Consider the following 26,579-nt stretch of genomic DNA (forward strand, 5'->3'; position numbering starts at 1 on the left):
ATCACGCTAGCGCGTAAATGAGTTCGACGGTGGAGGCTGCGACATCGGCGACTGTGCAGATGTAGTCGGTTGCCTCTTTGGCGATATCGGCGTGGCGCCGCGCTTGGGTGAGGCCTTCGATGTTGCCGTTGAGGCCGTCGAGTTGGGGGATTCGGATCATCCACCAGCGGTCGTCTCGGAAGACTTCGAGGTGGTAGGCGGTCATGGTTGTCCTCTGTGTGTCGGTTGCGCTAGGTAGCGTCTGGGGAATGGCGCGACAGAAGGTTGATCCCGCGGAGGTGCGGGCGGCTGTGTTGGGTGTGGGGGAGTGGTTGCGGGATTCGGCGTTGCCGGTGCCGGGGCGGCGGGAGTTGGCGGCCGCGGTGAAGGGGACGGTGCGGGCCCTGGCGGGGAGTGCGCCGGGACATTCGGTGGAGGTTCGGGTGCCGCCGTTCGTGGCGGTGCAATGTATCGAGGGGCCTCGGCATACCAGAGGGAATCCGCCGAACGTGGTGGAGACGGACGCGCGGACCTGGTTGTTGCTGGCTACCGGGCTGCTCGGGTTCGAGGACGCGGTGCGGGCCGGGGTCGTGAGTGCGTCGGGGACAAGGGCGGGCGAGATAGCGGGGTGGCTGCCGATCGTGCCGCTGCGCACGGCCGACGACCCCGCCCTCGGGTAGGTCAGGCCGCGGCCTTCTTCTTGTCGATCAGATTCTCCCGGTGCAGGCCTTTGTAGTCGTAATACTTGGTGATGACGACACCGCCGACCAGGGCGAGGAGCAGGCCGAGCAGTGACATCCAGATTCCGCGACCCAGGCCCGCGGTGTAGTCGGATTCGAAGTACAGGATCGAGCGCATGCCCAGGTAGACCTGGTGCATCGGCTCGAACTCGGCCAGCCAGGCGATGTAGGTCGGGGTCGCCTGGATCGGGACGGTGCCGCTCGACGAGGGCAGGCCGAGGATGACGAAGACGGCCAGATTGATCAGCAGGCCCGCGGTGCCGAAGGCGGCCAGCGAGGCCATACAGGTCATGCCGACCGCGACCAGCGCCAGCACCGAGAACAGGAACAGCTGCATCGGCTGGTGCCCGGCGACGCCCAGGATCTTCGCCACGACCAGATAGATCAGCGAGACCACTACGGTTACGAAGGCCATCACGCCCCACTTGATCAACAGTGTGTGGAACCGCGAGATCGGTGTCGGCGGATAGTGCACGTACCAGGGGCCGTACTCGGTGGGCTGGAAACCCAGCTGCGCGTCGACCATGGTGTGGATGACCATCGCGCCGACCACGCCGGCCATCAGGATCAGCAGCGCGTAGAAGAAGGCTGTCAGGCCGAGGCCTGCGCCCGGGCTCAGCGGTCGCCACTCCTGCTCGACCACGTGGATCGGCTGGGTCAGCGTCAACTGGGCGGCGCCGGAGAGCTGTGGCGTCGGCGCGCCCTCCGGTGTCGCGGCGAGCGTGTCGCGGACCTGCGTGGTCAGCTGCCGGCCGACCTGCTTGTTAACTTCCGTCATCGCCCGCTCGCCGATGCGGGTCACGATGCCCGCGGAGTACGGGCCCATCCCGGGATTGGTCTGCACGGTGATGATCGGGCGCTCGATCTCACCGCCGACCACGCTGCCCACCCCGAGAATGCCCAGTCGTTTGCTGAAGTCGCTGGGGATGATGATGGCGCCGTAGATCTGGGCGGTGCGCATCAGCCGCTCGGACTCGCTGATCCCGACCACACGCACGTCGACCTGATCGGCGGGCATGCCCGCCACCAGTGCGTCGGCCACCTGCTTGCCGAAATTCACCTGCTCAGGGCGGCCGTTGTTGTCGATGGTGTCACCGACGTCCTGATTGACCAGCGTGATCGGGAAATCGTGCAGATTCCCCTCCGGATCGGAGATGTAGGCCAGATACATGACGCCGAGCAGGGAAAACACGATCGCGAGGACAGTGGTCGGCGCCAGCACGATCCGAACCCAGCGCCGGGGCGGAATCCGGAGTGTGTCCAACGTCGCTTCCCTTCGCCGCGGCGAATCGGAATCCTTCGCTACCGAATCGACGTTGTCTGTGGGAGACGCTGGGGAATCAGCAGGTTCGTGCGCACTGTCATCGGTGGTCACGAACCGCACCGTAACAGCTGGGACTCCGGAATTCGGGTGATCAGAACGCCTCGATTGCGCCGGGTTTGCGCCGTGGTGTACGTCGAGGCCCGAATCACCCGTAGAATGACGGGTGCCCCCAGCCCGCCCGAACAGGGAGCAAACGGTGACCGACGCCGATCGCACGATCGACAGCACATCCACTCTTGCCGACGAGCCCGAGAACGAGCCGCGCGAGGAGTGTGGCGTCTTCGGCGTCTGGGCTCCCGACGAAGACGTGGCCAAGCTCACCTACTACGGCCTGTACGCCCTGCAGCATCGCGGGCAGGAGGCGGCCGGAATCGCCGTTTCCGATGGTTCACAGATCCTGGTCTTCAAGGATCTCGGCCTGGTCTCCCAGGTCTTCGACGAGCAGACTCTCGCGGCCATGCCGGGGCATATCGCCGTCGGACACTGTCGCTACTCCACCACCGGTGGCGTCACCTGGGAGAACGCGCAGCCGATCTTCCGCACCACCTCCGTCGGCTCCGGCCTGGCGCTCGGCCACAACGGCAACCTGGTGAACACCGCCGAATTGGCCGGTCGCGCACGCGAACTCGGCTTGATCGGCGCCGGTGTGATCGATGGCCGCCCGCAGATGACCGGCGCCACCTCCGACTCCGATATCGTCACCGCGCTGCTGGCGCACGCCTCGGCGGATTCCAGCATCGAAGCCGCCGCGATGGAACTGCTGCCGCAGTTGCGCGGCGCGTTCTGCCTCACCTTCATGGACGAGCACACCCTCTACGCCGCGCGTGACCCGCACGGCGTGCGCCCGCTGGTGCTGGGCAGGCTCGATCGTGGCTGGGTCGTCGCGTCCGAAACCGCCGCGCTCGACATCGTCGGCGCCGCGTTCGTCCGCGAGATCGAGCCGGGCGAGCTGCTGGCCATCGACTCCGAGGGCGTGCGCTCCATGCGCTTCGCCAATCCAGAGCCCAAGGGTTGCGTCTTCGAGTACGTGTACCTGGCGCGTCCCGACACCACGATCGCCGGTCGCTCGGTGCACTCCACCCGCGTGGAGATCGGCCGCAAGCTGGCCAAGGAGCATCCGGTCGACGCCGACCTGGTGATCCCGGTGCCCGAGTCGGGCACGCCCGCCGCGGTCGGTTACGCCCAGGGCTCCGGCATTCCGTACGGCCAGGGCCTGATGAAGAACGCCTACGTGGGCCGCACCTTCATTCAGCCGAGCCAGACGATCCGTCAGCTGGGTATCCGGCTCAAGCTCAACCCGTTGAAGGAAGTGATCCGCGGCAAGCGGCTGATCGTCGTCGACGACTCCATCGTGCGCGGCAACACCCAGCGCGCGCTGATCCGCATGCTGCGCGAGGCGGGCGCGCTCGAGATCCACGTGCGCATCGCGTCGCCGCCGGTGAAGTGGCCCTGCTTCTACGGCATCGACTTCGCCTCGCGCGCGGAGCTGATCGCCAACGGCACCGGTGCCGACGACAGCTACGCCGACATGGTCGAGAACGTGCGCCGCTCCATCGGCGCCGACACCCTCGGCTACGTCTCCACCGAGGGCATGATCGCCGCCACCGAACAGCCGCGCTCGCGCCTGTGCACCGCCTGCTTCACCGGCGACTACCCGATCGAACTGCCGCCGGAGGCCGCCATCGGCAAGAACGTGCTCGAGGGGATGCTCTCGGGCAAGGCCGAGTCGAAGCTGCTCGGCGAGAACGCGAACGTGGACGCGCTCAGTCGCCCATAAGGCGCGTCGGCCGTAGAGCGCGGCACGCTACACCTCACCAGAGGGGTCGGACAGGATAAACCTGATCGGCCCCTTTTGTGTTGTGTACGAGAGTAATTCCGGTGACCCGCAATTTCGTAAGATTAGTTCATAACATGGCGGCAATTTTTCGGACCATTTGAAACTGGCCGGTAATGGTTCACCTGTACGGTCCCTCGATATATCGCTAGCTCACCATGTAGTCGTCGCTCCTGTGATCCGGGTGCGGCGGCTGCGCGGCGTTCGAGAATGGGACCTGATGTTGAACAAGGCACGAAGTACGCGCGCGAAACAAATTGCCGCGGTGGGTATTACCGCTGCTGTCGCCGCCGCGCTGGCCGGTTGCGGCTCCGGCCGTACCGATGAAGCGGGCTCCGGTGCGGGCCTGGTCGTCGGCACCACCGACAAGATCTTCTCGCTCGATCCCGCCGCGGCGTACGACAACGGTTCGCTGCTGGTGGAGAACCAGATCTATTCGTATCTGCTGAACTTCGCGCCGGGCGATACCACGCCCAAGCCCGATGCGGCGGAAAAATGCGAATTCACCACTCCCACGGTATACACCTGCAAGATCAAGTCCGGGCTGAAATTCGCCAGCGGTAACCCGTTGACCGCCAAGAGCGTGAAGTTCTCCTTCGACCGGATGGTGAAGATCAACGATCCGCACGGTCCCGCGTCGCTACTGGGCAATCTCGACAAGACCGATGTGATCGACGATCTCACCGTCGCGTTCACCCTGAAGGTCGCCAATGATCAGACCTTCCCGACGATCCTGCCGACCCAGGCAGGCCCGATCGTGGACGAGAAGGTGTTCCCGGCCGACAAGGTCGCCACCGACGACGAGGTCGTCGCCGCCAAGGGTTACTCCGGGCCGTACACGATCAGCAGCTACGACAAGAACAAGCTGGTGGAGTACCAGGCCAACCCCGACTACCAGGGCATCCTCGGCACGCCGAAGAACACCACGGTGTCGACCAAGTACTACGCCACCTCCGACAACCTGAAGCTGGACCTGCAGAACGGCGCCATCGACGTCGGCTACCGCTCGTTCACCCCCACCGATATCGACTCCCTGCGAGCCGATTCCAAGGTGAAGGTCACCGACGGCCCCGGCGGCGAGCTGCGCTACGTCGTGTTCAACATGAACACCATGCCGGGCAACACGCCGGAGCAGAAGCTGGCCGTGCGCAAGGCATTCGCGTCGTCGGTCGATCGCGAGGCGCTGGCCGCCGGCGTCTACAAGGGCACCTACCAGCCCGCCTTCGGCTACGTGCCCGCCGGCATGGCCGGTTCGGCCGAGCCGCTCAAGGATCTCTACGGCGCCAAGCCGGACAAGGCCGCTGCCGCGAAGTTCCTCGCCGACGCGGGCGTCGCCACCCCGGTGACGCTGAACCTGCAGTACAACCCCGACCACTACGGCTCCAGCTCCTCGGAGGAGTACGCGGCGGTCAAGTCCCAGCTCGAGGCCTCCGGCCTGTTCAAGGTGAACCTGCAGTCCACCGAGTGGGTGACCTACCAGAAGGAGCGCGCCTCCGACGGTTACCCGATGTACCAGTTCGGCTGGTTCCCCGACTTCCCGGACGCCGACAACTACCTGACGCCGTTCTTCGGCCCGAACAACTTCCTGCAGTCGCACTTCGAGAACCCCGGCATCAACGCCCAGCTCACCGCCGAGGCCACCGAGTCCGACCCGACCAAGCGGACCGAGTTGCTGAAGAAGATCCAGACCGATCTGGCGCAGAACTACCTGCCGACCCTGCCGCTGCTCTCGGGTAAGCAGGTCGCGGTGTCGAAGCCGGGCGTCAACGGTGTCGATCAGACCCTCGACGGCTCCTTCAAGTTCCGGTTCACGGTCCTGAGTAAGTAGGCGACGGGCAAGTGAGTGACGTTGCCGCTGCGCCCGGATCACCGATCCGGGCGCGGCGTTTCGGGTGGATGCGCGGCGGGGGTTCCCGCCAGGTGGCTTTGCTGCGGTACCTGCTGATTCGGCTGTTGCTGATTCTGCCCACCGCGTGGTTGCTGGTGACAGTGGTGTTCTTCCTGATGCGGGTGATCGGTGACCCGATCAGCGCGGCCATGGGTGGCAGGCTGACCCAGGACCAGATCGAGGAACGCAAGGAAGCGGCCGGGCTCAATCGCCCTATCCTGACCCAATATTGGGAGTACATCACCGGCTTTCTGCACGGTGACTTCGGGCGGACCCAGGACAACCAGCAGATCAGCGAGGTGGTGATCACCTACGGTGCCGCCACCTTCGAACTCGTGTTCTGGGGCTTGCTCGTCGCGTTCGCCGTCGGCGTTCCGCTGGGCAGATACGCGGCGACACACCGGGATACGCCCTCGGACGCGTTCCTGCGGTTCGCCGCGGTGCTGGCCTACGCGGCGCCGGTGTTCTTCGTCGGCATGCTGCTCAAACTGATCTTCTCGGTGTGGCTTGGCTGGTTCCCGGTCGGCGGGCGGGCAAGCACGGATGTAGAGCTCGCGCTACAACACGTTTCGCCGAAGACGAACATCCTGATCATCGATTCGATCCTCTACGGCGAACCGTCCTATGTGCTCGACGTACTCGAACACGCGGTGCTGCCCGCGGTGGCGCTCGGCCTGCTCACCGGCGGCATCTTCCTGCGGCTGGTGCGGGTGAACCTGATCCAGACGCTGCGCAGCGATTTCGTCGAGGCGGCGCGGGCGCGCGGGTTGTCCACGCGGGTGGTCACCGGCAGGCACGCGGTGCGCAACGCGCTGATCCCGATCATCACGGTGATGGGCATGTGCATCGCGATGATGCTCGGCGGCGCTGTGCTCACCGAGACCACGTTCGAATGGAAAGGGTTGGGCTATCAGCTCGCCGAGTATCTGCGGGCGCGCGACTTCATCGCGGTGCAGGGCATCGTGGCGTTCATCGCGCTGGTCGTCGCGGTGATGAGCTTCGTCGTGGACGCCATCGTCGCGCTGATCGACCCGAGGGTGAGGTTCTGATGAGCACCGCTGTGAAACGGCGGCGTCTGCCCGGCGCCGAGCTGTTGTCGAAAACCGCTGGTCTGCAACGGGTCACCCTCATCACCGGGCTGGTGCTGGTCGGGGTGTTCGTGTTCGTGGCGGCGTTCGCGCCGTTGCTCGCGCCCTACGGGCTGGCCCAGAACACTGCTGACGGTGTGGCTTTCGTGCCGCAGCAGGGTCCGTCGGCCGAGCACTGGTTCGGCACTTCGGTGCGGAGCGAGGACGTGCTCTCGCGGGTGCTGTTCGGTGCGCGCACCGCGCTGCTGGTGATCGCGATCTCGGTGACGCTGTCGCTGCTGATCGGCGTGCCGCTGGGCCTGCTGTCGGGGTACGTGGGGCGCTGGGTCGACAAGACGCTGGTGCTGATCATGGACGCCATCTACGCGTTCCCGTCGCTGCTGCTGGCCATCGTGGTGTCGATCGTCGTCGCCGGTGGTACGTCGAGCAGTCTCGGCGGCATGCTGTCGGCGGCCATCGCGATCACGGTTGTCTATGTGCCGCAGTACTTCCGGGTGGTGCGCAACGCGACGGTCGCGGTGAAGACCGAGCCGTACGTGGATGCCGCCAGGGTGACCGGCGCGTCGACGACGCGAATCATGTTCCGGCACATCCTGTCCAACGTCACCGGCTCGCTGCCGGTGATCGTCACGATCAACGCCGCGGACGCCATCCTCACCCTCGCCGCGCTCGGTTTCCTCGGATTCGGCATCGAGCCGACCCAGGCCGCCGAGTGGGGCTACGACCTGAACAAGGCGCTCAACGATGTCTCCAACGGCATCTGGTGGACCTCGATCTTCCCCGGAACCGCGATCGTGCTGGTGGTGCTCGGGATGACGCTGGTCGGCGAGAGCCTCGACGAAACACTGAACCCGCTGCTGCGCACCAGGCGTGCGGTCACCTCGGCAGACAAGGAAACAGTCGATGAGTGAGAAGACTGCCGCACTGGCCGTTTCGGGCCTTTCGGTCACCTTTTCGACCGACAGCGGACCCGTGAACGCGGTGCGCAATGTGTCCTACGAGGTGTTCCCCGGTGAGGTGCTCGCCATCGTCGGCGAGTCCGGGTCGGGCAAGTCGGTGAGTTCGCGCACCGCGATCGGGCTGCTGCCGCATTCGGCTTCGGTGCGCGGACTGGTCACCATCGGCGATCGGCCGGTCACCTCGATGACCGAACGTCAGCTCACCGCACTGCGCGGTGGCGAGGTGTCGATGGTGTTCCAGGAACCGGCGCGGGCGCTCGACCCGCTGTTCACGGTCGGGTTCCAGATCTGTGAAGCGCTGCGCGCGCACAGCGGGATGAGCCGGAAAGCCGCCAAGGCCAAGGCGATCGAGCTGCTGCGCACGGTCGGGCTGCCCGACCCCGAGCACCGGGTGGACTACTACCCGCATCAGCTCTCCGGCGGGCAGAAGCAGCGGGTGATGATCGCGATCGCCATCTCGTGTGAGCCGAAGGTGATCATCGCCGACGAGCCGACCACCGCGCTCGATGTCACCGTGCAGGCCGAGATCCTGGAACTGCTGCGAGATCTGCGCGATCGGCTCGGCAGCGCGATCGTGCTGATCACCCACAACATGGGTGTCGTCGCCGACCTGGCCGACCGGGTGGTGGTGATGCGCGCGGGCGAGGTGGTCGAACAGGCGCCGGTGCACGAGCTGTTCGCGAGCCCGAAGGCCGACTACACCAGGGCGCTGCTCGATGCCGTTCCGCATCTCGGTGCGGCGACCATCGAGCGGCCCGCGATCGACCGGACCGTCGAGCCGGTGCTCGATGTGAGGGATCTGGTCGTCACGTTCCCCGGGCCGTTCGGGCGGCCCGCTTTCCGGGCGGTCGACGGCGTCAGCTTGCAGATCAGGCCGGGGGAGACCCTGGGGCTGGTCGGTGAGTCGGGGTCGGGAAAGTCGACCATCGGGCGCTGTGTGGCCGCGCTACAGCGGCCGAGCGAGGGGCACGTGCTGATTCGCGGGCAGGACATCGCGGAGCTGTCCCAGCGCAAACTGCGGCCGATCCGGCGGCGGTTCGGGTTCGTGTTCCAGGACCCGGCGGGTTCGCTCAATCCGCGCCTGACCGTCGGTGAATGCGTCGCCGAACCGCTCGTGGTGCACGGCATCGGCGACAAGGCGAGCATTCGCGAGCGGGTCAGGCACATGCTCGACGACGTGCAGCTGCCCGCGGGCACCGAGAACCGATATCCGCACGAACTGTCCGGTGGGCAGCGTCAGCGGGCGAGTCTGGCGCGGGCACTCGTGCTCGACCCGGATCTGCTCGTGGCCGACGAGCCGACCAGTGCGCTGGATGTGTCGGTGCAGGCGGCGGTGCTCGAGCTGTTCGCCGAGTTGCAGCGTGGTTGCGGTTGGGCGTGTCTGTTCATCAGCCACGACCTCGCCGTCGTCGACCAGCTCGCGGACCGGATCATGGTCCTGCGCGAGGGATCCTGCGTCGAGGAAGGCGACAACGAGCAGATCCTGCGCAACCCGCAGCACGAGTACACCCGCCGCCTCGTTGCCGCCGTTCCGGTCCCCGACCCGGTCGAACAGCGACGCCGCCGCGCGGAGATCGCCGCCACATTCGCCACGGAGCTGGAACAATGACCTAGGAGCCGCACGACACCCGGACTGGCGGATCACTTAGAGTTACTAGGCATCTATCCGCCGATTCGGTTTGGAGCTTTCCCCCACAATGACTGAACAGACACCCAGCGGTGCAGGCGCTTCCTACGCTGCGGCAGGCGTGAGCATCGAAGCCGGTGACCGCGCCGTCGAATTGTTCGGACCATTGGCCAGGAAGGCCAGCCGACCCGAGGTGCAGGGCGGTATCGGCGGCTTCGCCGGGCTGTTCGCGCTCAAGGGCGGATACCGGGAACCGCTCCTCGCCGCCTCCACCGACGGCGTCGGCACCAAGATCGCCGTCGCCCAGGCGCTGGACAAGCACGACACCGTCGGGCTGGATCTGGTCGCCATGGTCGTCGACGACCTGGTGGTGTGTGGCGCAGAGCCGCTGTTCCTGCAGGACTACATCGCCATCGGCAAGGTCATCCCGGAGAAGGTCGCCGAGCTGGTCTCCGGCATCGCCGAGGGTTGCATCAAGGCCGGTTGCGCACTGCTCGGTGGCGAGACCGCCGAGCACCCGGGTCTGATGGATCCCGATGACTACGACCTGTCCGCCACCGGCGTCGGTGTCGTCGAGGCCGACGCGGTCCTCGGCCCCGACCGGGTGCGCCCGGGCGACGTCGTCATCGCGATGGGGTCGTCGGGTCTGCACTCCAACGGCTACAGCCTGGCGCGCAAGGTGCTGCTCGACATCGACCGGATGTCGCTCACCGGCTACGTCGAGGAGTTCGGCCGCACCCTCGGTGAGGAACTGCTCGAGCCGACCCGCATCTACGCCAAGGACTGCCTCGCGCTGATCGCCGAAACCGACGTGCGCACGTTCTCGCACGTCACCGGTGGTGGCCTGGCCGCCAACCTGGCGCGCGTGCTGCCCGCGGGCCTGGTGGCCGAGCTGGATCGTGGCACCTGGAACCCGGCACCGGTGTTCAAGATGATCGCCCAGCGCGGACGCGTGGAGCGCATCGAGATGGAGAAGACGTTCAACATGGGCGTCGGCATGGTCGCGATCGTGGCGCCCGAGGACGCCGATCGTGCGCTGGCGGTGCTCACCGCCCGCCACATCGACTGCTGGACGCTGGGTCAGGTCAAGAAGGCCGCCGATGTCGAAGCGCCGCGTGCGGTGCTGCTGGGCGACCACCCCAGGTTCTGAGCAACGACAACCACCACTGAGCCGGGTCGCGATCGCCGCGACCCGGCTCAGCTGCGTTGCGGGGGTTTGTTCCGGCCACCGATCGGTTAACCCCTACCCGGAGAGTCTGCGCGGCGGCTCGGGGTGGTCGGGGCCTCGGGGCGAGCGAACACGACGAGCGTCCTGTGCATGCACAGGACGCTCGTCGCGTATTCAGGTATTCGCCGTAACTGCTACTGCGAGCCTGTCGTCACTCACCTGAGAACGGCTGGAAGGGGGAGGCCAGCAGGCCTCCCCCTTCGTCGCTGTCAGGTCAGCGGCGCCAGCTGTCGTAGCCGTCGTCCTCGTCGTTCCAACGAGACGGCGACTCGTCCGCATCATGCTCATCGGACAGCACTGCACCACTCCTTGGTTGGGAGTAGGGCGGAGCATCGCTATCCGACAGCTCGCGCTGAAGGCTCGCGAAGTCGGTCGGCGCGGAGCTGTACTTGAGCTCACGTGCGACTTTGGTCTGCTTTGCCTTAGCCCGGCCACGGCCCATGGCTGACCCCCTCGCGTCACTGCGGGGCGGCCTGGGGTTTGTTGGCGGCCCCGTTCGAATTAATACTCTTCCTGACAGACACTTTAGCGTGTGTCAGACCGTCGCGCTCCCAGGAGTGGGTGAAGACCTGTCGAAGCGCCCCGGTTTGCCCCTTCTTCGCCCAGACCGCCCGGTCTCAGATGACTCCCGGGATCGCCCGGATCACGCCGACTCTGGCGTCGCCGCCGAACACCGCGGTGGCCGCGAGCTGAGTGTGCTGATCGGTCCACTCGACGCCGAGTTCGCGCAGAATCGCCAGCGTCAGCGGCATCCGGGCCCGATCGTGACCGTCTTCGATCTTGTACGCGAAGGCCCTTCCGTCGGGTAGCGCACCCGCGTGGACGCCGTCGGCGCCGATCTTGCAGAACAGTCCAGGGGTCGCCGACATAGCCAGCAGATCCGGCCCGCTCGTGCCGGAAATCACTCGTGGATTCGCCCGAACGGCATCGGCGATCCGGCGCGGCGCGGTGCCGGATTCGGCCGTGGTGAAGCCGGCGAAGGCGCGCGCGAGGTTGATCAGCGAGACGGGCACGATCGGCAGGCCGCAGCCGTCGATGCCCAGATCGGTCTCCGGTTCGCCGGTGACGTCGGCGACGGTGGCCAGAACCGCTTGCTGGAGTGGGTGCTCGATCTCGAGATATCCGGTGCGCGGCCAGTCGTTGATCGCGCAGGTCGCCAGCATCGCGGCGTGTTTGCCGGAGCAGTTCATGTACAGCGGGCTCGGGCCTTCGCCGGTGATCGCGGCGGCGCGGGCCTTTTCCTCGAAGGGCAGGTCGGGCGGGCACGCGAGGTCCGCGGCGGTGCAGCCGAAGCGGTCTAGCAGGCGGCGGACGAGGGCGATGTGGTCGGGTTCACCGAAGTGAGAGGCGGTGGCGATGGCGAGTTCGTCGTCGTCGACGGGGTCGAAACCGTTGCGCAGCAGGGCCAGTGCCTGCATCGGCTTGTTGGTGGAGCGCGGGAAGATCGGGCCGTGGATCTCGCCGAGTTCGAGGGTGGGGGTGCCGAAGGCGTCGAGGATCACGACGGATCCGCGGTGCACGCACTCACGGAAGCCGGAACGGACGACTTCGACCAATTCGACACTCATTCGCTGACCTCCGTGCTGACCTGCGGACCGTTCATCCCCGGACCTCCACGGTGATGCCGGTGCGGGAGCGGGTGTGGCGGTCGATCTGCATGTGCACGTCGGCGGAGATGGTCGGTTCCTCCGCGCGCAGGCGTTCGAGGCGGGCGGGGTCGGCGCCGGTGAACAGATCGCGCACGGTGATGCCGTGTTCGGGGACGTGGACCACGCGGACTTCGTCGCCCGCGCCGATCGTGCCCTCGGTGAGCACCCGGAAGTAGGCGCCGGTGTCGGATCGCAAGGCGAAGCGTTTCACCCAGCGCGGTTCGCCGGACCACTGCTGGAAGGTCGCACAGGGCACGCGGGGCGCGCTCACCTCGAGGAGGGTGTCGCCGATCGCCCAGTGCGCGCCGAGCACCGCGTCGCTGACCGGGAGGCAGGTCAGGCGCAGGTTCTCGCCGAACCAGCCCGCGGGTAGTTCGCGGTCGAGTTCGCCTGCCCAGCGGCGGGCGTCCTCCTCGGCGTAGGCGTAGACGGCCTGGTCGAGGCCGCCGTGGTTGGCGGTGTCGCAGACGTGGTCACCGGCAAGGCCGAGTGCGGCCACGGCTACACGGCCATCGACCGGACGCTTGTCGATGGCGGTGCGGCCGACGCGCGTGCGGACCTCGATCTCGGCGTGCACGACGCACACGGCCTCGACGCGGCCGGTATCGCCCACGCGCATGGCCGGACGGTTCATCGCCCGCGCAACCGGTTGACGGCGGCGCGCCCCGCCTGCTCGGTGTCGTCGGCGGGGATCGAGTCGGGGTCGATGGCGGCGGCCATGCTGCCGACCACGAGTTCGGTGCCCGCGGGGACCGAACGCTTGACCAGGGCCAGGGCGATCGGGCCGAGTTCGTAGTGGTCGATGACGGTGCCGAGGCGGCCGACGGTGCGGCCACCCGCGGTCACGTCGTCACCGGTCGACGGGCGCTCGTCGGCCGAGCCGTCGAGGTGCAGGAGCACGAGATTGCGCGGGGGCTTGCCGAGGTTGTGGACCCGGGCGACGGTTTCCTGCCCGCGGTAGCACCCCTTGTTCAGGTGGACGGCCCCGTGCTCCTCGATGCCGCCGATCCAGCGGGTCTCGTGCGGGATCGTGCGTTCGTCGGTGTCGACGCCGATGCGGGGCCTCAGCGCGGCCACTCGCAGCGCCTCGTAGGCCCACATGCCCGCCGGAGCGGCCCCGGCCTCGGTGAGCCTGGTCCACCAGGCCGACAGCTCGGTCCGGGGGACGATCAGGTCGAAGGAGTCCGGCATCCGCCGCAGGAATCCACCACCGGGCAGCGCCGCGACGACGTAGGTCTCCGGCAGCTGTGCGATGCCCAGCGCGTCGAGCAGGGTGTCCACTCGGGGGCCCAGCAGGCTCAGCACGGCGTGATCGGGGGCGGCCTCGGGTTTGGCGTCGGCCCAGAACACCATCTTCTTCAGGAACGCCAGCAGCTCGGCGCCGCGGTCGGCCTCGGTATCGAGCCACAGGGTGCCGTCGAGGTCGGTGAGGACGAAATGATTGAGGATGCGGCCGTTGAGATCGAGGTCGAGCGTCTCGGCGCTGTGCGCGTCGGGCAGCGCGGCGATGTGCTGGCTGGTGATGGTGTGCAGCCAGCTCAGGCGTTCGGCGCCGGTGATCGTCGCGAGGCTGCGATGGGAGCGATCCACGACCGCGACCCGCTCCGCGGCAGCCTTCTGTTCTCCGAACGGGTCACCGTAATGCCAGGCGACCGCGGCGTCCGGAGTGTCGGGAGCACCCGCGACGGCACCCGGCGTATGGAGAACAGGACTGGGGACGACGACCTGTGACACGACACCCACTGTAGGCGCGTCTGCCGACACGCGCTGAACCTGGTCATCCTCACGGCGCGCGTCGCGAGCTCGATTCGATCCAGCCGTAGGCATAACAGAGCGATAACGCCTACGCTCGGCACATGGGAGATCGGGTTCTTGTGACACTCGACGGGACGGTCGCTGACGCGAACGTGCCGTCGCTTTATGCCGACGACATCGGCGCACTTCGCGGCGATGGAGTATTCGAAACTATTTTGGTGCGCGGCGGCACGGCCACCGCGCTGGAATTTCACCTGGCGCGGCTGCGTCGTTCGGCGCAAGCGCTGGAACTACCGGAGCCGGGTCTGTCGAGATGGCGCACCGCGGTGGAACTGGCCGTGAAGGAATGGGGATCCGAAGAGGAAGGAATGTTGCGGCTGATCTACACCCGCGGTCGTGACTCGGAATTCGACGCGCCGCGCTCGGAACTGGCGCCGGAGGATCCGCAGCCCACCGCGTATGTGCTCGTCTCCCCGGTGCCCGCTCGGGTCGCGACGGCGCGCGCGGAGGGCGTGAAGGTGATGTCGCTGGCGCGCGGCATCTCGGTCGACCTGGCGCAGGCGGCGCCGTGGCAGCTGCTCGGCGCGAAGACGCTGTCGTACGCGACCAATATGGCCGCGCTGCGGTTCGCGCGGCGCATGGGCGCCGAGGACGTGATCTTCCACAGCACCGAACACAAGGTCCTGGAGGGACCGCGCTCGTCGGTGGTGATCGCACGCGGCAAGGAACTCATCACGGTGCCCGCGAAGAGCGGTGTGCTGCCCGGTGTCACGCAGCGGGCCCTGTTCAACGTGGCGGAGAAGTCCGGCTGGACGTGCAAGTACCAGACGCTGTTCACCGCGGACCTTTTCGACTGTGACAGCATCTGGCTGCTGTCGAGCATCACCCTCGCCGCCCGAGTGAACCAGCTCGACGGTGTGCGCATGTCGGCCCCCGACAATGCTCAGGAGATCATCGATATGGTCGACCTCGGCATCGAACGGCCGGGGACCATCGGAGACTGGTGATCCGTGTGTGGGGCACGGGTGGGCGTGCCCCTGCGGAAAGGGTTTCCACGCGCCGTGGCGGTTGTCACGCTCGAGTGAGGTGAATCCCGGCGTACGATCTACTACAAGTTGTCGTAGTAGATCGGTGGAGGTCGGATGGACACCCTTGATGTCTCCCGGTGGCAGTTCGGGATCACGACCGTCTACCACTTTCTGTTCGTTCCACTGACCATCGGTCTGGCTCCGCTGATCGCGATGATGCAGACCGCCTGGGTGGTCACGGGCAATGAACGCTGGTACCGGCTGACCAAATTCTTCGGCAAGCTGTTCCTGATCAACTTCGCCCTCGGGGTCGCGACGGGCATCGTGCAGGAATTCCAGTTCGGGATGAACTGGAGCGAATACTCCCGCTTCATCGGCGACGTCTTCGGTGCGCCACTGGCTTTGGAAGCGCTGATCGCCTTCTTCATGGAGTCGACGTTCATCGGATTGTGGATCTTCGGGTGGACCCGGCTGCCGAAGCTGGTGCACTTGGCGACGATCTGGATCGTCGCCATCGGCGTGAACGCTTCGGCCTTCTTCATCGTCGCGGCCAATTCCTTCATGCAGCATCCGGTGGGCGCGCGGTACAACCCGGAGACCGGACGCGCTGAGCTGGAAAGCATTTGGGCGCTGCTGACCAACAACACGGCATTGGCCGCGTTTCCGCATGTGGTGGCCGGCGCGTTTCTCACCGCGGGCACCTTCGTGGCAGGCATCGCGGGATGGTGGATGGTGCGCAACGCGCGCAGTGGCGATCCCGCGAAACTCGAAGCGGCGCGGACAATGTGGCGACCGGTGGGACGCGCGTCGCTGGTGGTGGTCGCGCTCTCCGGTGTCGCGCTGATCTTCACCGGCGATATCCAAGCCAAGCTGATGTTCGAACAGCAGCCGATGAAGATGGCATCGGCGGAATCGTTGTGCCACACGGAGACTGACCCCTCCTTCTCGGTCCTCACCGTCGGCACGCACAACAATTGCGACAGTGTGATCCACGTACTGAAGGTGCCTTACGTGCTGCCCTATCTCGCCAAGGGCGAGTTCACCGGGGTGACGCTCGACGGTGTGGTCGATCTGCAGAAGACCTACAACGTCGCGTACGGACCCGGTGACTATCGGCCCAACCTGTTCGTCACCTACTGGTCCTTCCGCGCCATGATCGGGCTGGCAGGCGGGTCGGTGCTGCTGCTGTTGGCCGGGTTCTGGGTGACGCGCGGTGGCCGGGTGCCGAATCAGCGGTGGTTCGCCTGGCTGAGCCTGCTCGCGATCCCCACGCCGTTCCTGGCCAATGCCGCGGGATGGGTGTTCACCGAGATGGGGCGTCAGCCGTGGGCGGTGGTGCCGAATCCGACCGGTGATCCGAACATTCGGATGACGGTGCAGCAGGCGGTCTCCGAACACGATGCCGGGACCGTGCTGTTCTCGCTGGTCGTGTTCACGCTGCTCTACGGCGCGCTCGCGATGGTGTGGTTCTACCTGATGCGGCGATACGTCGTCGAGGGGCCGGACACGCAGGTGCACGCGGCGAGTTCGGCCGACTCGGACACTCCCCAACTTTCCTTCGCGTACTAGGAGCCGACGATGGGTCTGCAACAGTTCTGGTTCATCTTGATCGGCGTGCTGTTCACCGGCTACTTCGTGCTCGAAGGATTCGATTTCGGTGTGGGCATGTTGATGCCGATTCTCGGTAAGGGTGCCGACGCGCGCAGGCGTGTGGTGCTCAATACGATCGGGCCGGTCTGGGACGGCAACGAGGTGTGGCTGATCACCGCCGCCGGAGCGTTGTTCGCGGCGTTTCCCGAGTGGTACGCCAGCGTGTTCTCGGGTTTCTATCTGGCGCTGCTGCTCCTGCTGGTCGCGTTGATTCTGCGCGTGTGCGCGATCGAATACCGGGGCAAGATCAATGATCCGAAATGGCGGGCCTGGTGCGATATCGGGATCGGGATCGGATCGTGGATTCCGGCGTTGGCCTGGGGCTGGGTGTTCGCGAATATGGTGCGTGGCGTGCCGTTGGACGCGGACAAGCAGATCGTCGGGTCGGTGGGGGAGCTGCTCAGCCCGTACGCGTTGCTCGGCGGATTGGCGACGGCGGTGCTGTTCGCGCTGCACGGTGCGGTGTTCCTGGTGCTCAAGACCGCGGGCGAGGTTCGTACGGATGCTTTGCGGATCGCCAGGTTGCTGCTGATTCCCACCGCGGTGGTGGTCGGCGGATTCGGCTTGTGGACTCAGCTCGCCTATGGCGCCGGGTGGACCTGGATCGTTCTGGTGACTGCCGTGCTCGGGCTTGTTCTCGCCGCGGTAGCCAATAGCGCGGGGCGTGATGGATGGGCCTTTGTCGGGACGACGCTTACTGTTGTCTCGGCGACGGTGTTGATCATCGGGTCGATGTATCCGAATGTGCTGCCCTCGACCATCAGTCCGCTCTACGACCTCACCATCTACAACGCGTCGTCGACGCCGTATACGTTGAAGGTGATGAGCTGGGCGGCGCTGATCGCTACGCCGGTGGTGCTGATTTATCAGGGGTGGACCTATTGGGTGTTCCGGCAGCGGATTCGGGTCGAACAGATTCCGCCGCCGGTGGGTTTGCCGTTGAGCGGTAAAGGCTGACCGATGGAGTCGGCCTCGTCCCGGGAAGGTTCTGCTCGCGAAAGGTCGGACGCGGTGGTGTCGGAAAGCTTGTCGCAGGACGGACCGGGGCAGGCTCGACGCCGATCAGGGCGGCGACCGGTCGATCCGCGGTTGCTGCGGTACGCGCGGTCGGCGCGGCCGCACCTCGTCATCGCTGTCGCGCTGGCGTTGGTGATCACCGCGACGATCGTGGTGATCGCCATCGTGCTGGGACGGGTGCTCGCCGGGGTCATCACTGATCCGAATACGCGTGAGTTCAGTTCGTGGACTACGGAATTGGTGGTGCTCGCCACGGCTGTCGCGGTGCGGGGCCTCGCGAGTTGGTGGCAGGCGCGGCTGGCTCATCGGGCTGGAAGCGCGGTGGTCGCCGAGCTCGAGACGGCGGTGCTGCGGGCCGGTGCCGAACTGCCGCCGCGGGAACTCGACGCGCGGCGGACCGAGATCGCGGTCGTTGTCGGCAACGGTCTGAGCGGGTTGCGTGGCTGGTTCACGGGCTATCTCCCCGCGCTGCTGCTGGCGTGCCTGGTGCCGCCGGTGGTGTTGGTGGTCATGGCGTTGCACGATCCGACCTCCGCGCTGATCGCGGTGATCACGGTGCCGCTGATCCCGGTGTTCATGGTGCTCATCGGGCTGCTCACCCAGGGGCGAGCCGAGGCGACGCTCGCCGCGACCACCCGGTTGTCCGACCAGATCCTCGACCTCTTCGCGGGCATGCCCACCTTGCGCGCGCTCGGGCGGGAAGGCGGGGACGCGCCGAGTATGGCGAATCAGGTGCAGGCGCTCGGTGATTCGCTGCGGCAGCGGACCATGCGCGCGCTGCGGATGGCGTTCCTGTCGTCGATGGTGCTGGAAAGCCTTGCCACGCTGAGTGTCGCGTTGATCGCGGTGGCGATCGGGCTGCGGCTGGTGTTCGGGGAGATGGCGTTGTACGGCGGGCTGGTGGCGCTGATCCTCGCTCCGGAGGTGTACTGGCCGCTGCGTCAGGTGGGGGAGAAGTTCCATGCCGCGCAGGACGGGATGGCCGCGGCGGACCGGGCATTCGCGGTGCTCGAGCCGAGCGTTGACGCACGGCAGCGAGTTGACGCGGTAGGTCGTGCCGTGACGGCATCGGGTGGACCCACGATCACCTTGCGCGGTGTGACTGTCGCCGCGCGCACCGGCACCGCGCCCGATCAGCTGACGGCCGAGCTCGCGCCGGGGCTGGTGACGGTATTGACCGGCCCCAACGGGTGTGGGAAATCGACCACACTGCAAGCGATTCTGGGGTTGATCCAACCCGACGCGGGGGCGGTTCTGGTGGACGGCACCGACGTTCGTGCACTCGACCCTGACAGCTGGTGGAGCCACATCGCATGGCTGCCGCAGCGGCCGGTGCTGGTGCCCGGGACGCTACGCGAGAACGTCGAGTTGCTCGGCGCGCGGACTGCATCAGATCGGACCGATGACGAGCTTCGGGCAGTCAGCGCCGCAACAGGATTCGATTCCGTCCTGGCGGAACTGCCGGAAGGCTGGAACACGGTTGTCGGCCAGAACGGCACCGGCCTCTCGCTCGGCCAGCGTCAGCGCCTCGCCCTGACCCGCGTCCTGGCCGCCCACCGCCCGATCCTGCTCCTCGACGAACCCACCGCCCACCTCGATCCCGAGAGCGAGCAACGCGTGCTCGACACCTTGCGCACGCTCGCCGCCGGCGGTGCGACGGTCGTCGTCATCGCCCACCGTCCAACGGTTCTGGCGGCCGCCGATGTTGTCGTCCAAGTGGTCGCTGGTGCGGTTGCGGCCACCGAACGAATCGGTCAGGAGGTTCGAGTCTCGTGAGTGCTGATCGGGAAGTGCGGTTGGACCGCTCAGCCGGTGTCATCGGGGACGTGCGGGAAATGTGGCGCATGCTCGCGTTGTCGCCCGCACGGGTCGCGGTCGCGATCGCGTGGGGCGTGGCCGCGTTGGGGAGCGGGCTCGGGTTGGCCGCGCTGGCCGCGTGGTTGATCGCGCGGGCGTGGCAGATGCCGCCGGTGCTCGACCTGAGCGTCGTGGTGGTCTCGGTGCGGGCGCTCGGCATCTCGCGGGGGTTGTGCCGGTATCTGGAGCGGCTGGCCACCCACGATGTGGCGCTGCGGGCCATGACCACCGCCCGGACCTCGGTGTATCGCACGCTGGCCCGGTCCGATGTCTGGAGGTGGCGGGATCGGGCAGGCCCGTCGGGTCGGCATGCGACCGTGGCGGGCCGGGAGATGCGGCGCGGAGATGTGCTGGTGCGCATCGGCACCGATATCGATGACCTCGGGGCGGTCGTGGTCCGGGTGCTGGTTCCGGTCGCGGTCGCGGTGGTGTTGTCGTTCGCCGCGGTGGGGTTGATCGCGGTCATCTCGCCACTGGCCGCGGTGATTCTGGCCGTCGCGCTGGGGGTTTCGGGGATCGTGGCGCCATGGTTGTCGGCGATGGCCGCGCGGGAGGCCGAGCGCGCGGTGCGGGCCGATCGGGCGGAGTTCACCGCTGAGGCGGTGACCGTGCTCGACCACGCCGCTGAACTGCGCGTCGCGGGTCGGCTCGATGCGGCGCTCGCGGTGGCGGACAAGGCCTCTCACCGTGCGGTGGCCGCGGAGGATTCGGCGGCATCGCGCAGCGCGTGGGCCGCCGCTGCGACCCCGCTCTCGATCGGGATCAGCGCGTTGGGTGCCCTGCTGGTCGGCATCGCCGCCTACGGGCCGACCGGCGGACTCCCCGGCGGGATGACCCCGATGGCCCTGGCGATCCTCGTCCTGGTGCCGCTGTCCGCCTTCGAAGCCGTCGGTGCCCTCCCGGCCGCCGCGACCACCCTCACCACCGCCAGAGCCGCGCTGCATCGCCTTCGCGACAGTTCGGTGGAGCCCTCAGCGGTCGCCGGCAAGCCGACCACGATCGCGATGCCGGAAGGGCGGCGGGTGGTTGTCCTCGGGCCGAGTGGGGCAGGGAAGACGACGTTGCTGATGGCATGGGCTGGGCTGTTCGATACGCCTCGGGACGGGGTCACGTTCTTCGCGGAGGACGCGCACCTCTTCGGTACCTCGATTCTGGAGAATCTGCGGGTGGCGCGTGGTGATCTCGGCCTCGATGAGGCCGAAAGCGCGCTGCGCACAGTCGGGCTCGGCCCTTGGCTGGATTCGTTGCCGGACGGTGTGCACACCTCGCTCACCGCGGGTGCGGCCGCGGTATCGGGTGGTCAACGCCGCCGCATCCTGCTGGCCCGCGCCCTCGTCGCCCCCGCGCACACCCTGCTCCTCGACGAGCCGACCGAACACCTGTCCGCTGCCGTTGGTGACCAGCTCCTGCGCGAGCTCCTTGACGCGAACAGCGGCCTCGTAGCCCCCGATCGCACAGTTGTCGTTGTCACCCACCAACTCCCGCTCGGCCACGGAGCCGACACGATCGTCACCGTCGACGCGACCGGTACCTGCCACGTCGAACATCCCCACGCCGTGGCAGCCTCGGCGAACTGAGGCATTCGCCCAGGTCAGCACCGCAATTAATTCAATTGCCGACCACGCCGGGCGCAGCTAGATTCATCAGTACACAAGAGAGGAGGTGGTCTGAAGAATGTATGTTCAACGGATGCGTGAGGTGGCTGCCCGCTAGCAGCTCCACTGCGGGAGATTCCCCAGCGGTGCGCTGAGCGAATCCCAGGCAGTCACCCGACCCCCGAGCCCCCGGATGATCCAACCGGGACCATCGCGTTCACCGAATGCGATGGAAAGGCTCGGGGGTCGCTCCATTTCACGACGAAAACGGCCCTCCCAGAGAGATCTGGACGGGCCGTTCGTGCAGATGTCAGCCGATGTAGCGGACCAGCCGCGCCGACAGGCGGGGGACGAGGGCGCCGTCGGGGTCCACTCGTTCCTCCACGTAGGCGAGGTCACCGTTTTCGACGATGCCGTAGAGGCGTTTCGCGCCGCCGACCACCGCGCCGGAGGTGCTGCGGATGGAGACGTCGGTCGCGAGTTCCCATGAGGCGTGGTTGCGGGCCGTGCCGTAGTACAGCTCGATCACACCGTTGCTGTGGGTCAGCAGGAATTCGAGCATCTCCTCGGAACCCTCACCGCCGACCCGCCAGTAGCCGCTCTCACGGAGGTCGGGGCCGGTGTACTTGCCCTCGGCGTCGAGCTTCCAGGTCTGCGATTCCCAGGCCAGGTAGTCGCCGCCGTCGTGGGAGACGATGATCTGCTGGCCGAAGTGGTAGTCGCCCTGGGTGGGGTGATTGCCTTCGCCCTCGCCGCGCCACACGCCGACCAGCGGCAGCAGGGCCAGCATGGCGTGGTTCAGATCCGGGCCGAGGCGCAGATTGGCCGTGTCTTCGGGCAGGGGAAGACCGGGCAGGACCGAAATGTTTCGGGCGCCGGTCTCTTTCGCCCGTTCAGCGGCGACATTCACTGCCTCGTCGCCACTACGACGCTCGGCCGGAGCGTCTTGCTCGTTACTCGCTCGCTCGGCCTGTTCGTTACCCTCGCCGGCGAGCCCGCTCATGACTCGGTGAAGAGCCGGTAGAAGACGTAAAGGCCGAACCAGCCGATGAGAATCGACACGGCAACAAGGAGTACCTCGAAGAAGATGACCACAACCGAAGTCTAGCTACCCCTCGCAACAGATACGAAAACGGCCCTGGCAGTTCCCGCACAGGAACTACCAGGGCCGTTGTGAGCTTTACTTCGCGACCGCGACGTCCACAGCGTGGATGCCCGCGCCCTCGGGGCTGATCTCGGCGGAGCCGTTGCCCGACGAGGACAGCGCGCGCAGGGTCCACGAACCCGGCGCGGCGAAGAAGCGGAAATCACCGGTGCCCGAGGCCACGACCTCGGCGGTGAAGTCACCGTTGCCGTCGAGCAGGCGCACGAACGCGCCGCCGACGGGCTGGCCGTCGGTGCTCAGGACACGGCCGGTGATGACCGTTTCCTTCTCCACATCGACGCCGGCCGGAATGGCCTGACCCTGGGTAGGTGCTGCACACATATTGATTACGCTCCCAACTCGATAGGCACGCCGACGAGCGAACCGTATTCGGTCCAGCTGCCGTCGTAGTTCTTGACGTTCTGGTGGCCGAGCAGCTCCTGCAGCACGAACCAGGTGTGCGAGGAACGCTCGCCGATACGGCAGTAGGCGATGGTTTCCTTCTCGCCGTCCAGGCCCGCGTCCTTGTACAGCTCGGCCAGTTCGGCGTCGCTGCGGAAGGTGCCGTCCTCGTTCGCGGCCTTGCTCCACGGCACGCTGATCGCGGTCGGGATGTGGCCGGCCCGCTGGCTCTGCTCCTGCGGCAGGTGCGCGGGAGCGAGGATCTTGCCGGAGAACTCGTCGGGCGAACGCACGTCGACCAGGTTCTTGACGCCGATGGCCGCGATGACCTCGTCGCGGAAGGCGCGGATGGTCAGGTCGGGAGCGGCGGCCTTGTACTGGGTGGCCGGGCGCGAGACCGCGTCACGCGAGAGCGGACGACCGTCGAGCTCCCACTTCTTGCGGCCGCCGTCGACGAGCTTGACGTCGTTGTGGCCGTACAGCTTGAAGTACCAGTAGGCGTAGGCCGCGAACCAGTTGTTGTTGCCGCCGTAGAGCACCACGGTGTCGTCGTTGCTGATGCCACGCGCCGAGAGCAGGTCGGAGAACTGCTCCTGGTTCACGAAGTCACGACGAACGTGATCCTGCAGGTCGTCCTTCCAGTCCAGGCGGATGGCGCCTTCGATGTGGCCACCCTCGTAGGCGGAGGTGTCCTCGTCGACCTCGACGAAGACGACGCCGGGGGCGTTGAGGTTCTCTTCGGCCCAGTCAACGGAGACCAGGACATCGGAGCGAGCCATGTTGTTCCTTTCAGAGATGACGTGCAGGAGGGTCAGTTCGGTGCCGGGGCAGGCGACCGGCGGAAGCGAGCTACCAGCGGATAGATCTGGCAACCCAGGCAGACCCCGAACGCCGCGTTCAAGAACGCCGCGAACAGGGCGAAGCCGGCGAACACCGCGCCGACGATCGAGGAGCCGAGCGCGAAGCCCAGCAGGGAGAGACCGGCGAACACGAAGCCGAGCGCTTGCGCGAAACGCAGCGGTGGCACGGGCTCGGTCTCGGTGGGCGGACCATTACGCGGCGCGACGAACGCGGCGTAGATCCTGCCGTAAGGGTGCTTGACAGGGCCCGCGGTGGCGCCGATCGCGAAGACGACGGCCTGCAGGCCGATCAAGATCGCGGCGGCGGCGGTCGAGACGGCGCTGACGAGGAGCACCAGGATCAGGACGCCGGTGGTGATCCAGGCCACGAAACGCGGCCCGCGTACGTCGACGCGAGGTGGGGAATCAGAAACGGTCATTGTGCGAACTCCTGCGCTTCATATGAGCACTTACAGGGGGATCTACCTGTTCGCCGGGGGATCCGAGAGGATCACTCGCGCGGCGGGGCATAGATCGACGTCAGAAATCTCGGGAGAGAAAGGGCCGATCGTTCAGCAGCACAGGCAGCAACAACCACCGAGGCGACACAGGTCAACTGTGCGGCGTCGGGTGAGCATCAGCTCGTGGTCGGTTTGCACGAGAAGTAGTTTACCCGGTCTCCCCGGAGAATGTCTCGGCCCCCCTGAATACGGGGCTAGATCACACAGTCAGGGGTTCTAGGGCGGTGCGCAGGTCGCCGGGCTTCGGGACGCCGGAGATGCGGAAGCGCTCCTTGCCCTCGGCGTCGAAGACGAAGGTCGTCGGCAGGGAAAGGACGTTGAGCTCACGGGCCAGCGCGGGGTCGGCGTCGATATCGATCTCGATGTCGCGCGGGGCGTTCGGGGACTCCGACAGCTCGGCGGTGACGCCCGCGACGACCCGGCGGACCGCGTCACACGGGCCGCACCAGTCGGCGGAGAAGTGCAGCACCGCGGGGACCTCGCCGGTCACACCGGCGGCGTCGAGCAGGCGGGTGCGCTGGTGTGTCTCCGGGTCGAGGGTGGCGGGACGAACCTGCCCTTGCCTGCGCGACAGGTAGAAGCCCACCGCGACGGCGGCCGCGATGACGGCGGCCAGAATGACGATCTCGATCATGGTTGCTGCAATCGGTCCAGGTCGATGGTGACGTTGCGGCCGACACCCTCGACGACGATCTGGCCGCCGAGCGCCGACACCTCGGTCGGTGCGACACCGAACGGCAACTCCTTGGTATCGATGGTACGGCTGAATCGATCGAGCACCGCCGCGCGATCGGCCTCGGGGATCTCGGACTTGGTGGTGGTCGTCGCATCGGAGGGGCCGCTGTCGCTGTCGCGATAGAAGCCGGTGGCCTGGATGCGGACCTTGTCGCCGTCGAGCAACAGGTCGGCTTGCACCTGCACGGGCACCCGGGTGCTGCTGCCGGTGGGGACAACGCCCGCGCCGAGGACGCGGCCGTTCGGCGCGGTTGCCAGGGTGCCGGTGAGCACGAGCGCGCCCGCGGTGGTCATCCCGGAGCCGCCCGAACCGCCGGTGCCGTCGGACTTGTCGGCGGGCCGGGTGTGCACCTGCAGGTCGGGGATGCCGAAGAGTTTGCCGAGCTCGGTGGGTTCGATGCGCATCCTGGCGTCGATCCGTTCGACCTGCACATTGCGGGCCGCGCCGTCGAGCAATTGGCTGGCTGGGGCGTGCAGGCCCTCGAGGGTGGCCTCGATACCGATCTCGCCCGGAATATCGGGGCGCATGCCGCGGGCCCGGATGGTCACCTCGTCGTAGCGGCCGCTCATCGCCTGGGCGGTGAACGGGAATCCGTGGAACGTCACTTCCGGGTCGGCCGACAGATCCGCGCCCGCCCGCAGTTGGCGGGAGACGTGGTATTCCGAATAGGCGGCGGCGCCGAAATCGATGACCACCGCCAAACCGGCCAGGCAGAGAAGCCCGATGATCAGCTTGCGCATAGTTGTGACACTAGCGGCTGGTGTCGCGGGTCGCGGGCCCGCGGTCCGACCAGGACGGGTGCCAACGACACAAAACGGACGCCGTGTTGCGAGGTCGTGGCGGTAGAGGCGCTAATGTTGCACACGACTTAACCTGTGTTTCGGCGACGTAGCTACGCGGCTGCTGTCGTCCGCGGAGCAACGAGATAGGAGGAGAGCCCCATGGAGCTGCTCCTACTGACCTCCGACCCCAACCCCGATGCGGTCCTGCCGTCGTTGACGCTACTGGCGCACAACGTCCGGCCCGCGCCGACCGAGGTGTCGTCCCTGCTGGAGGCGAGTAGCGCCGATGTGGCGCTGGTCGACGCCAGAACAGACCTGGCCGCGGCGCGTGGTCTGTGCCGGCTGCTCGGCAGCACCGGGTCCTCGGTGCCGGTGGTCGCGGTACTGACCGAGGGCGGCCTGGTGGCCGTCAACGCGGACTGGGGCCTGGACGACATCCTGCTGCCCGGGACCGGCCCCGCCGAGCTCGACGCGCGCTTGCGGCTGCTGGTCGGACGTAACGGTGGGGTCGCCAGCCCGGAGAACACCGGCAAGATCACCCTGGGTGAGCTGGTGATCGACGAGGGCACCTACACCGCGCGCCTGCGCGGTCGCCCGCTCGACCTCACCTACAAGGAATTCGAGCTGCTCAAGTACCTCGCGCAGCACGCTGGCCGGGTGTTCACCCGGGCCCAGCTGCTGCAAGAGGTCTGGGGCTACGACTTCTTCGGCGGCACCCGCACCGTCGACGTGCACGTGCGGCGCCTGCGCGCCAAGCTCGGCACCGAGTACGAGTCGCTGATCGGCACCGTGCGCAACGTCGGCTACAAGGCCGTGCGCCCGGCCCGGACAGCCGCCGCCAAGGGCGAGGTGGTGAGCTTCGTCGACGAGGACGTCGACGGCGACGACTCCTTCGCCCCACTCAACGGCAGCGCGCAGTAGCCCCTGTCACGCTTCG

At 67.0% G+C, this 26,579-nt stretch carries 25 protein-coding genes; 13 read left to right on the forward strand and 12 right to left on the reverse strand.

The window, feature by feature from the left end; all coding sequences use genetic code 11:
* Window position 1 precedes the first annotated feature (1 nt).
* A complete protein-coding gene (locus ACFWPK_RS08275) occupies window positions 2-205 on the reverse strand; it encodes a hypothetical protein (RefSeq protein WP_378913900.1) in 204 nt (67 codons plus the stop codon).
* A gap of 43 nt (window positions 206-248) precedes the next feature.
* Between ACFWPK_RS08275 and ACFWPK_RS08280 the strand changes: the two genes are divergently transcribed.
* Window positions 249-659, forward strand: a complete 411-nt coding sequence (locus ACFWPK_RS08280; RefSeq protein ID WP_378913902.1) for a sterol carrier family protein — start codon at window positions 249-251, stop codon at window positions 657-659.
* Window position 660: 1 nt separating this feature from the next.
* Here the strand turns inward: ACFWPK_RS08280 and ACFWPK_RS08285 are convergent, their stop codons facing one another.
* On the reverse strand, window positions 661-1,983 hold the full coding sequence (locus ACFWPK_RS08285) for a YhgE/Pip domain-containing protein (RefSeq protein ID WP_378913903.1): 1,323 nt from the start codon (window positions 1,981-1,983) through the stop codon (window positions 661-663).
* A gap of 256 nt (window positions 1,984-2,239) precedes the next feature.
* Between ACFWPK_RS08285 and purF the strand changes: the two genes are divergently transcribed.
* The 6 genes from purF to purM all read left to right on the forward strand — a co-directional run bounded on the left by purF (window position 2,240) and on the right by purM (window position 10,589).
* Window positions 2,240-3,820 (forward strand): amidophosphoribosyltransferase, encoded by a 1,581-nt coding sequence (purF, locus tag ACFWPK_RS08290; RefSeq protein WP_378913904.1) that lies wholly within the window; start codon window positions 2,240-2,242, stop codon window positions 3,818-3,820.
* A gap of 277 nt (window positions 3,821-4,097) precedes the next feature.
* On the forward strand, window positions 4,098-5,705 hold the full coding sequence (locus tag ACFWPK_RS08295) for an ABC transporter substrate-binding protein (protein WP_378913906.1): 1,608 nt from the start codon (window positions 4,098-4,100) through the stop codon (window positions 5,703-5,705).
* Window positions 5,706-5,773: 68 nt separating this feature from the next.
* Window positions 5,774-6,814 carry an ABC transporter permease gene (locus ACFWPK_RS08300; protein ID WP_378914053.1) on the forward strand — a complete coding sequence of 347 codons (1,041 nt, stop codon included), beginning with the start codon at window positions 5,774-5,776 and terminating at the stop codon, window positions 6,812-6,814.
* Window positions 6,814-7,764 (forward strand): ABC transporter permease, encoded by a 951-nt coding sequence (locus ACFWPK_RS08305; RefSeq protein WP_378913908.1) that lies wholly within the window; start codon window positions 6,814-6,816, stop codon window positions 7,762-7,764. The genes ACFWPK_RS08300 and ACFWPK_RS08305 overlap by 1 nt, the downstream gene beginning before the upstream one ends.
* Window positions 7,757-9,421 (forward strand): ABC transporter ATP-binding protein, encoded by a 1,665-nt coding sequence (locus ACFWPK_RS08310; protein WP_378913910.1) that lies wholly within the window; start codon window positions 7,757-7,759, stop codon window positions 9,419-9,421. The genes ACFWPK_RS08305 and ACFWPK_RS08310 overlap by 8 nt, the downstream gene beginning before the upstream one ends.
* A gap of 88 nt (window positions 9,422-9,509) precedes the next feature.
* Window positions 9,510-10,589, forward strand: coding sequence for a phosphoribosylformylglycinamidine cyclo-ligase (gene purM / locus ACFWPK_RS08315; RefSeq protein ID WP_101464588.1), 1,080 nt, complete (start codon window positions 9,510-9,512; stop codon window positions 10,587-10,589).
* Between the two features lie 292 nt (window positions 10,590-10,881).
* Here purM and ACFWPK_RS08320 read toward each other — a convergent pair whose 3' ends face one another.
* The 4 genes from ACFWPK_RS08320 to ACFWPK_RS08335 form a co-directional block, all read right to left on the reverse strand.
* Window positions 10,882-11,109: a DUF3073 domain-containing protein gene (locus ACFWPK_RS08320; RefSeq protein ID WP_266297215.1), complete on the reverse strand. Its 228-nt coding sequence runs from the start codon at window positions 11,107-11,109 to the stop codon at window positions 10,882-10,884.
* 175 nt (window positions 11,110-11,284) lie between these two features.
* Window positions 11,285-12,235, reverse strand: coding sequence for an asparaginase (locus tag ACFWPK_RS08325; RefSeq protein WP_378913913.1), 951 nt, complete (start codon window positions 12,233-12,235; stop codon window positions 11,285-11,287).
* A gap of 31 nt (window positions 12,236-12,266) precedes the next feature.
* Entirely contained in the window at window positions 12,267-12,935 is a 669-nt protein-coding gene (locus ACFWPK_RS08330; protein WP_378913914.1) for an MOSC domain-containing protein, read from the reverse strand.
* An 11-nt stretch (window positions 12,936-12,946) separates the two neighbouring features.
* Window positions 12,947-14,050 carry a YgfZ/GcvT domain-containing protein gene (locus ACFWPK_RS08335; RefSeq protein ID WP_378913915.1) on the reverse strand — a complete coding sequence of 368 codons (1,104 nt, stop codon included), beginning with the start codon at window positions 14,048-14,050 and terminating at the stop codon, window positions 12,947-12,949.
* A 122-nt stretch (window positions 14,051-14,172) separates the two neighbouring features.
* On the opposite strand from ACFWPK_RS08335, the gene ACFWPK_RS08340 reads away from it, so the two are divergent.
* The 5 genes from ACFWPK_RS08340 to ACFWPK_RS08360 all read left to right on the forward strand — a co-directional run bounded on the left by ACFWPK_RS08340 (window position 14,173) and on the right by ACFWPK_RS08360 (window position 21,200).
* Entirely contained in the window at window positions 14,173-15,078 is a 906-nt protein-coding gene (locus ACFWPK_RS08340; protein WP_378913916.1) for an aminodeoxychorismate lyase, read from the forward strand.
* Window positions 15,079-15,213: 135 nt separating this feature from the next.
* Window positions 15,214-16,668: a cytochrome ubiquinol oxidase subunit I gene (locus ACFWPK_RS08345; protein WP_378913917.1), complete on the forward strand. Its 1,455-nt coding sequence runs from the start codon at window positions 15,214-15,216 to the stop codon at window positions 16,666-16,668.
* A gap of 9 nt (window positions 16,669-16,677) precedes the next feature.
* Window positions 16,678-17,706 (forward strand): cytochrome d ubiquinol oxidase subunit II, encoded by a 1,029-nt coding sequence (gene cydB, locus ACFWPK_RS08350; RefSeq protein WP_378913918.1) that lies wholly within the window; start codon window positions 16,678-16,680, stop codon window positions 17,704-17,706.
* Window positions 17,707-17,709: 3 nt separating this feature from the next.
* Complete coding sequence (gene cydD / locus ACFWPK_RS08355) at window positions 17,710-19,542, forward strand: thiol reductant ABC exporter subunit CydD (RefSeq protein WP_378913921.1); 1,833 nt, start codon at window positions 17,710-17,712, stop codon at window positions 19,540-19,542.
* 59 nt (window positions 19,543-19,601) lie between these two features.
* Window positions 19,602-21,200, forward strand: a complete 1,599-nt coding sequence (locus tag ACFWPK_RS08360; protein WP_378914054.1) for an ATP-binding cassette domain-containing protein — start codon at window positions 19,602-19,604, stop codon at window positions 21,198-21,200.
* A 328-nt stretch (window positions 21,201-21,528) separates the two neighbouring features.
* Here ACFWPK_RS08360 and ACFWPK_RS08365 read toward each other — a convergent pair whose 3' ends face one another.
* The 6 genes from ACFWPK_RS08365 to ACFWPK_RS08390 form a co-directional block, all read right to left on the reverse strand.
* The gene (locus ACFWPK_RS08365) at window positions 21,529-22,221 is read right to left on the reverse strand and encodes an FABP family protein (RefSeq protein ID WP_378913922.1); all 693 of its coding nucleotides are present in this window, start codon (window positions 22,219-22,221) and stop codon (window positions 21,529-21,531) included.
* A gap of 177 nt (window positions 22,222-22,398) precedes the next feature.
* Window positions 22,399-22,704: a DUF1416 domain-containing protein gene (locus ACFWPK_RS08370; RefSeq protein WP_056818727.1), complete on the reverse strand. Its 306-nt coding sequence runs from the start codon at window positions 22,702-22,704 to the stop codon at window positions 22,399-22,401.
* A gap of 5 nt (window positions 22,705-22,709) precedes the next feature.
* Window positions 22,710-23,543, reverse strand: a complete 834-nt coding sequence (locus tag ACFWPK_RS08375) for a sulfurtransferase (protein WP_378913923.1) — start codon at window positions 23,541-23,543, stop codon at window positions 22,710-22,712.
* 32 nt (window positions 23,544-23,575) lie between these two features.
* The gene (locus ACFWPK_RS08380; protein WP_378913924.1) at window positions 23,576-24,043 is read right to left on the reverse strand and encodes a DUF4395 domain-containing protein; all 468 of its coding nucleotides are present in this window, start codon (window positions 24,041-24,043) and stop codon (window positions 23,576-23,578) included.
* A gap of 280 nt (window positions 24,044-24,323) precedes the next feature.
* Complete coding sequence (locus ACFWPK_RS08385; protein ID WP_378913925.1) at window positions 24,324-24,758, reverse strand: thioredoxin family protein; 435 nt, start codon at window positions 24,756-24,758, stop codon at window positions 24,324-24,326.
* On the reverse strand, window positions 24,755-25,600 hold the full coding sequence (locus ACFWPK_RS08390) for an LmeA family phospholipid-binding protein (protein ID WP_378913926.1): 846 nt from the start codon (window positions 25,598-25,600) through the stop codon (window positions 24,755-24,757). Before ACFWPK_RS08390 ends, ACFWPK_RS08385 begins: the two co-directional genes overlap by 4 nt.
* 201 nt (window positions 25,601-25,801) lie before the next feature.
* Here ACFWPK_RS08390 and ACFWPK_RS08395 point away from each other — a divergent pair, with 201 nt between their 5' ends.
* A complete protein-coding gene (locus ACFWPK_RS08395; RefSeq protein WP_378913928.1) occupies window positions 25,802-26,563 on the forward strand; it encodes a winged-helix domain-containing protein in 762 nt (253 codons plus the stop codon).
* Window positions 26,564-26,579: the final 16 nt, after the last annotated feature.

Source organism: Nocardia sp. NPDC058519 (assembly GCF_042719755.1).
Taxonomy (GTDB): domain Bacteria; phylum Actinomycetota; class Actinomycetes; order Mycobacteriales; family Mycobacteriaceae; genus Nocardia.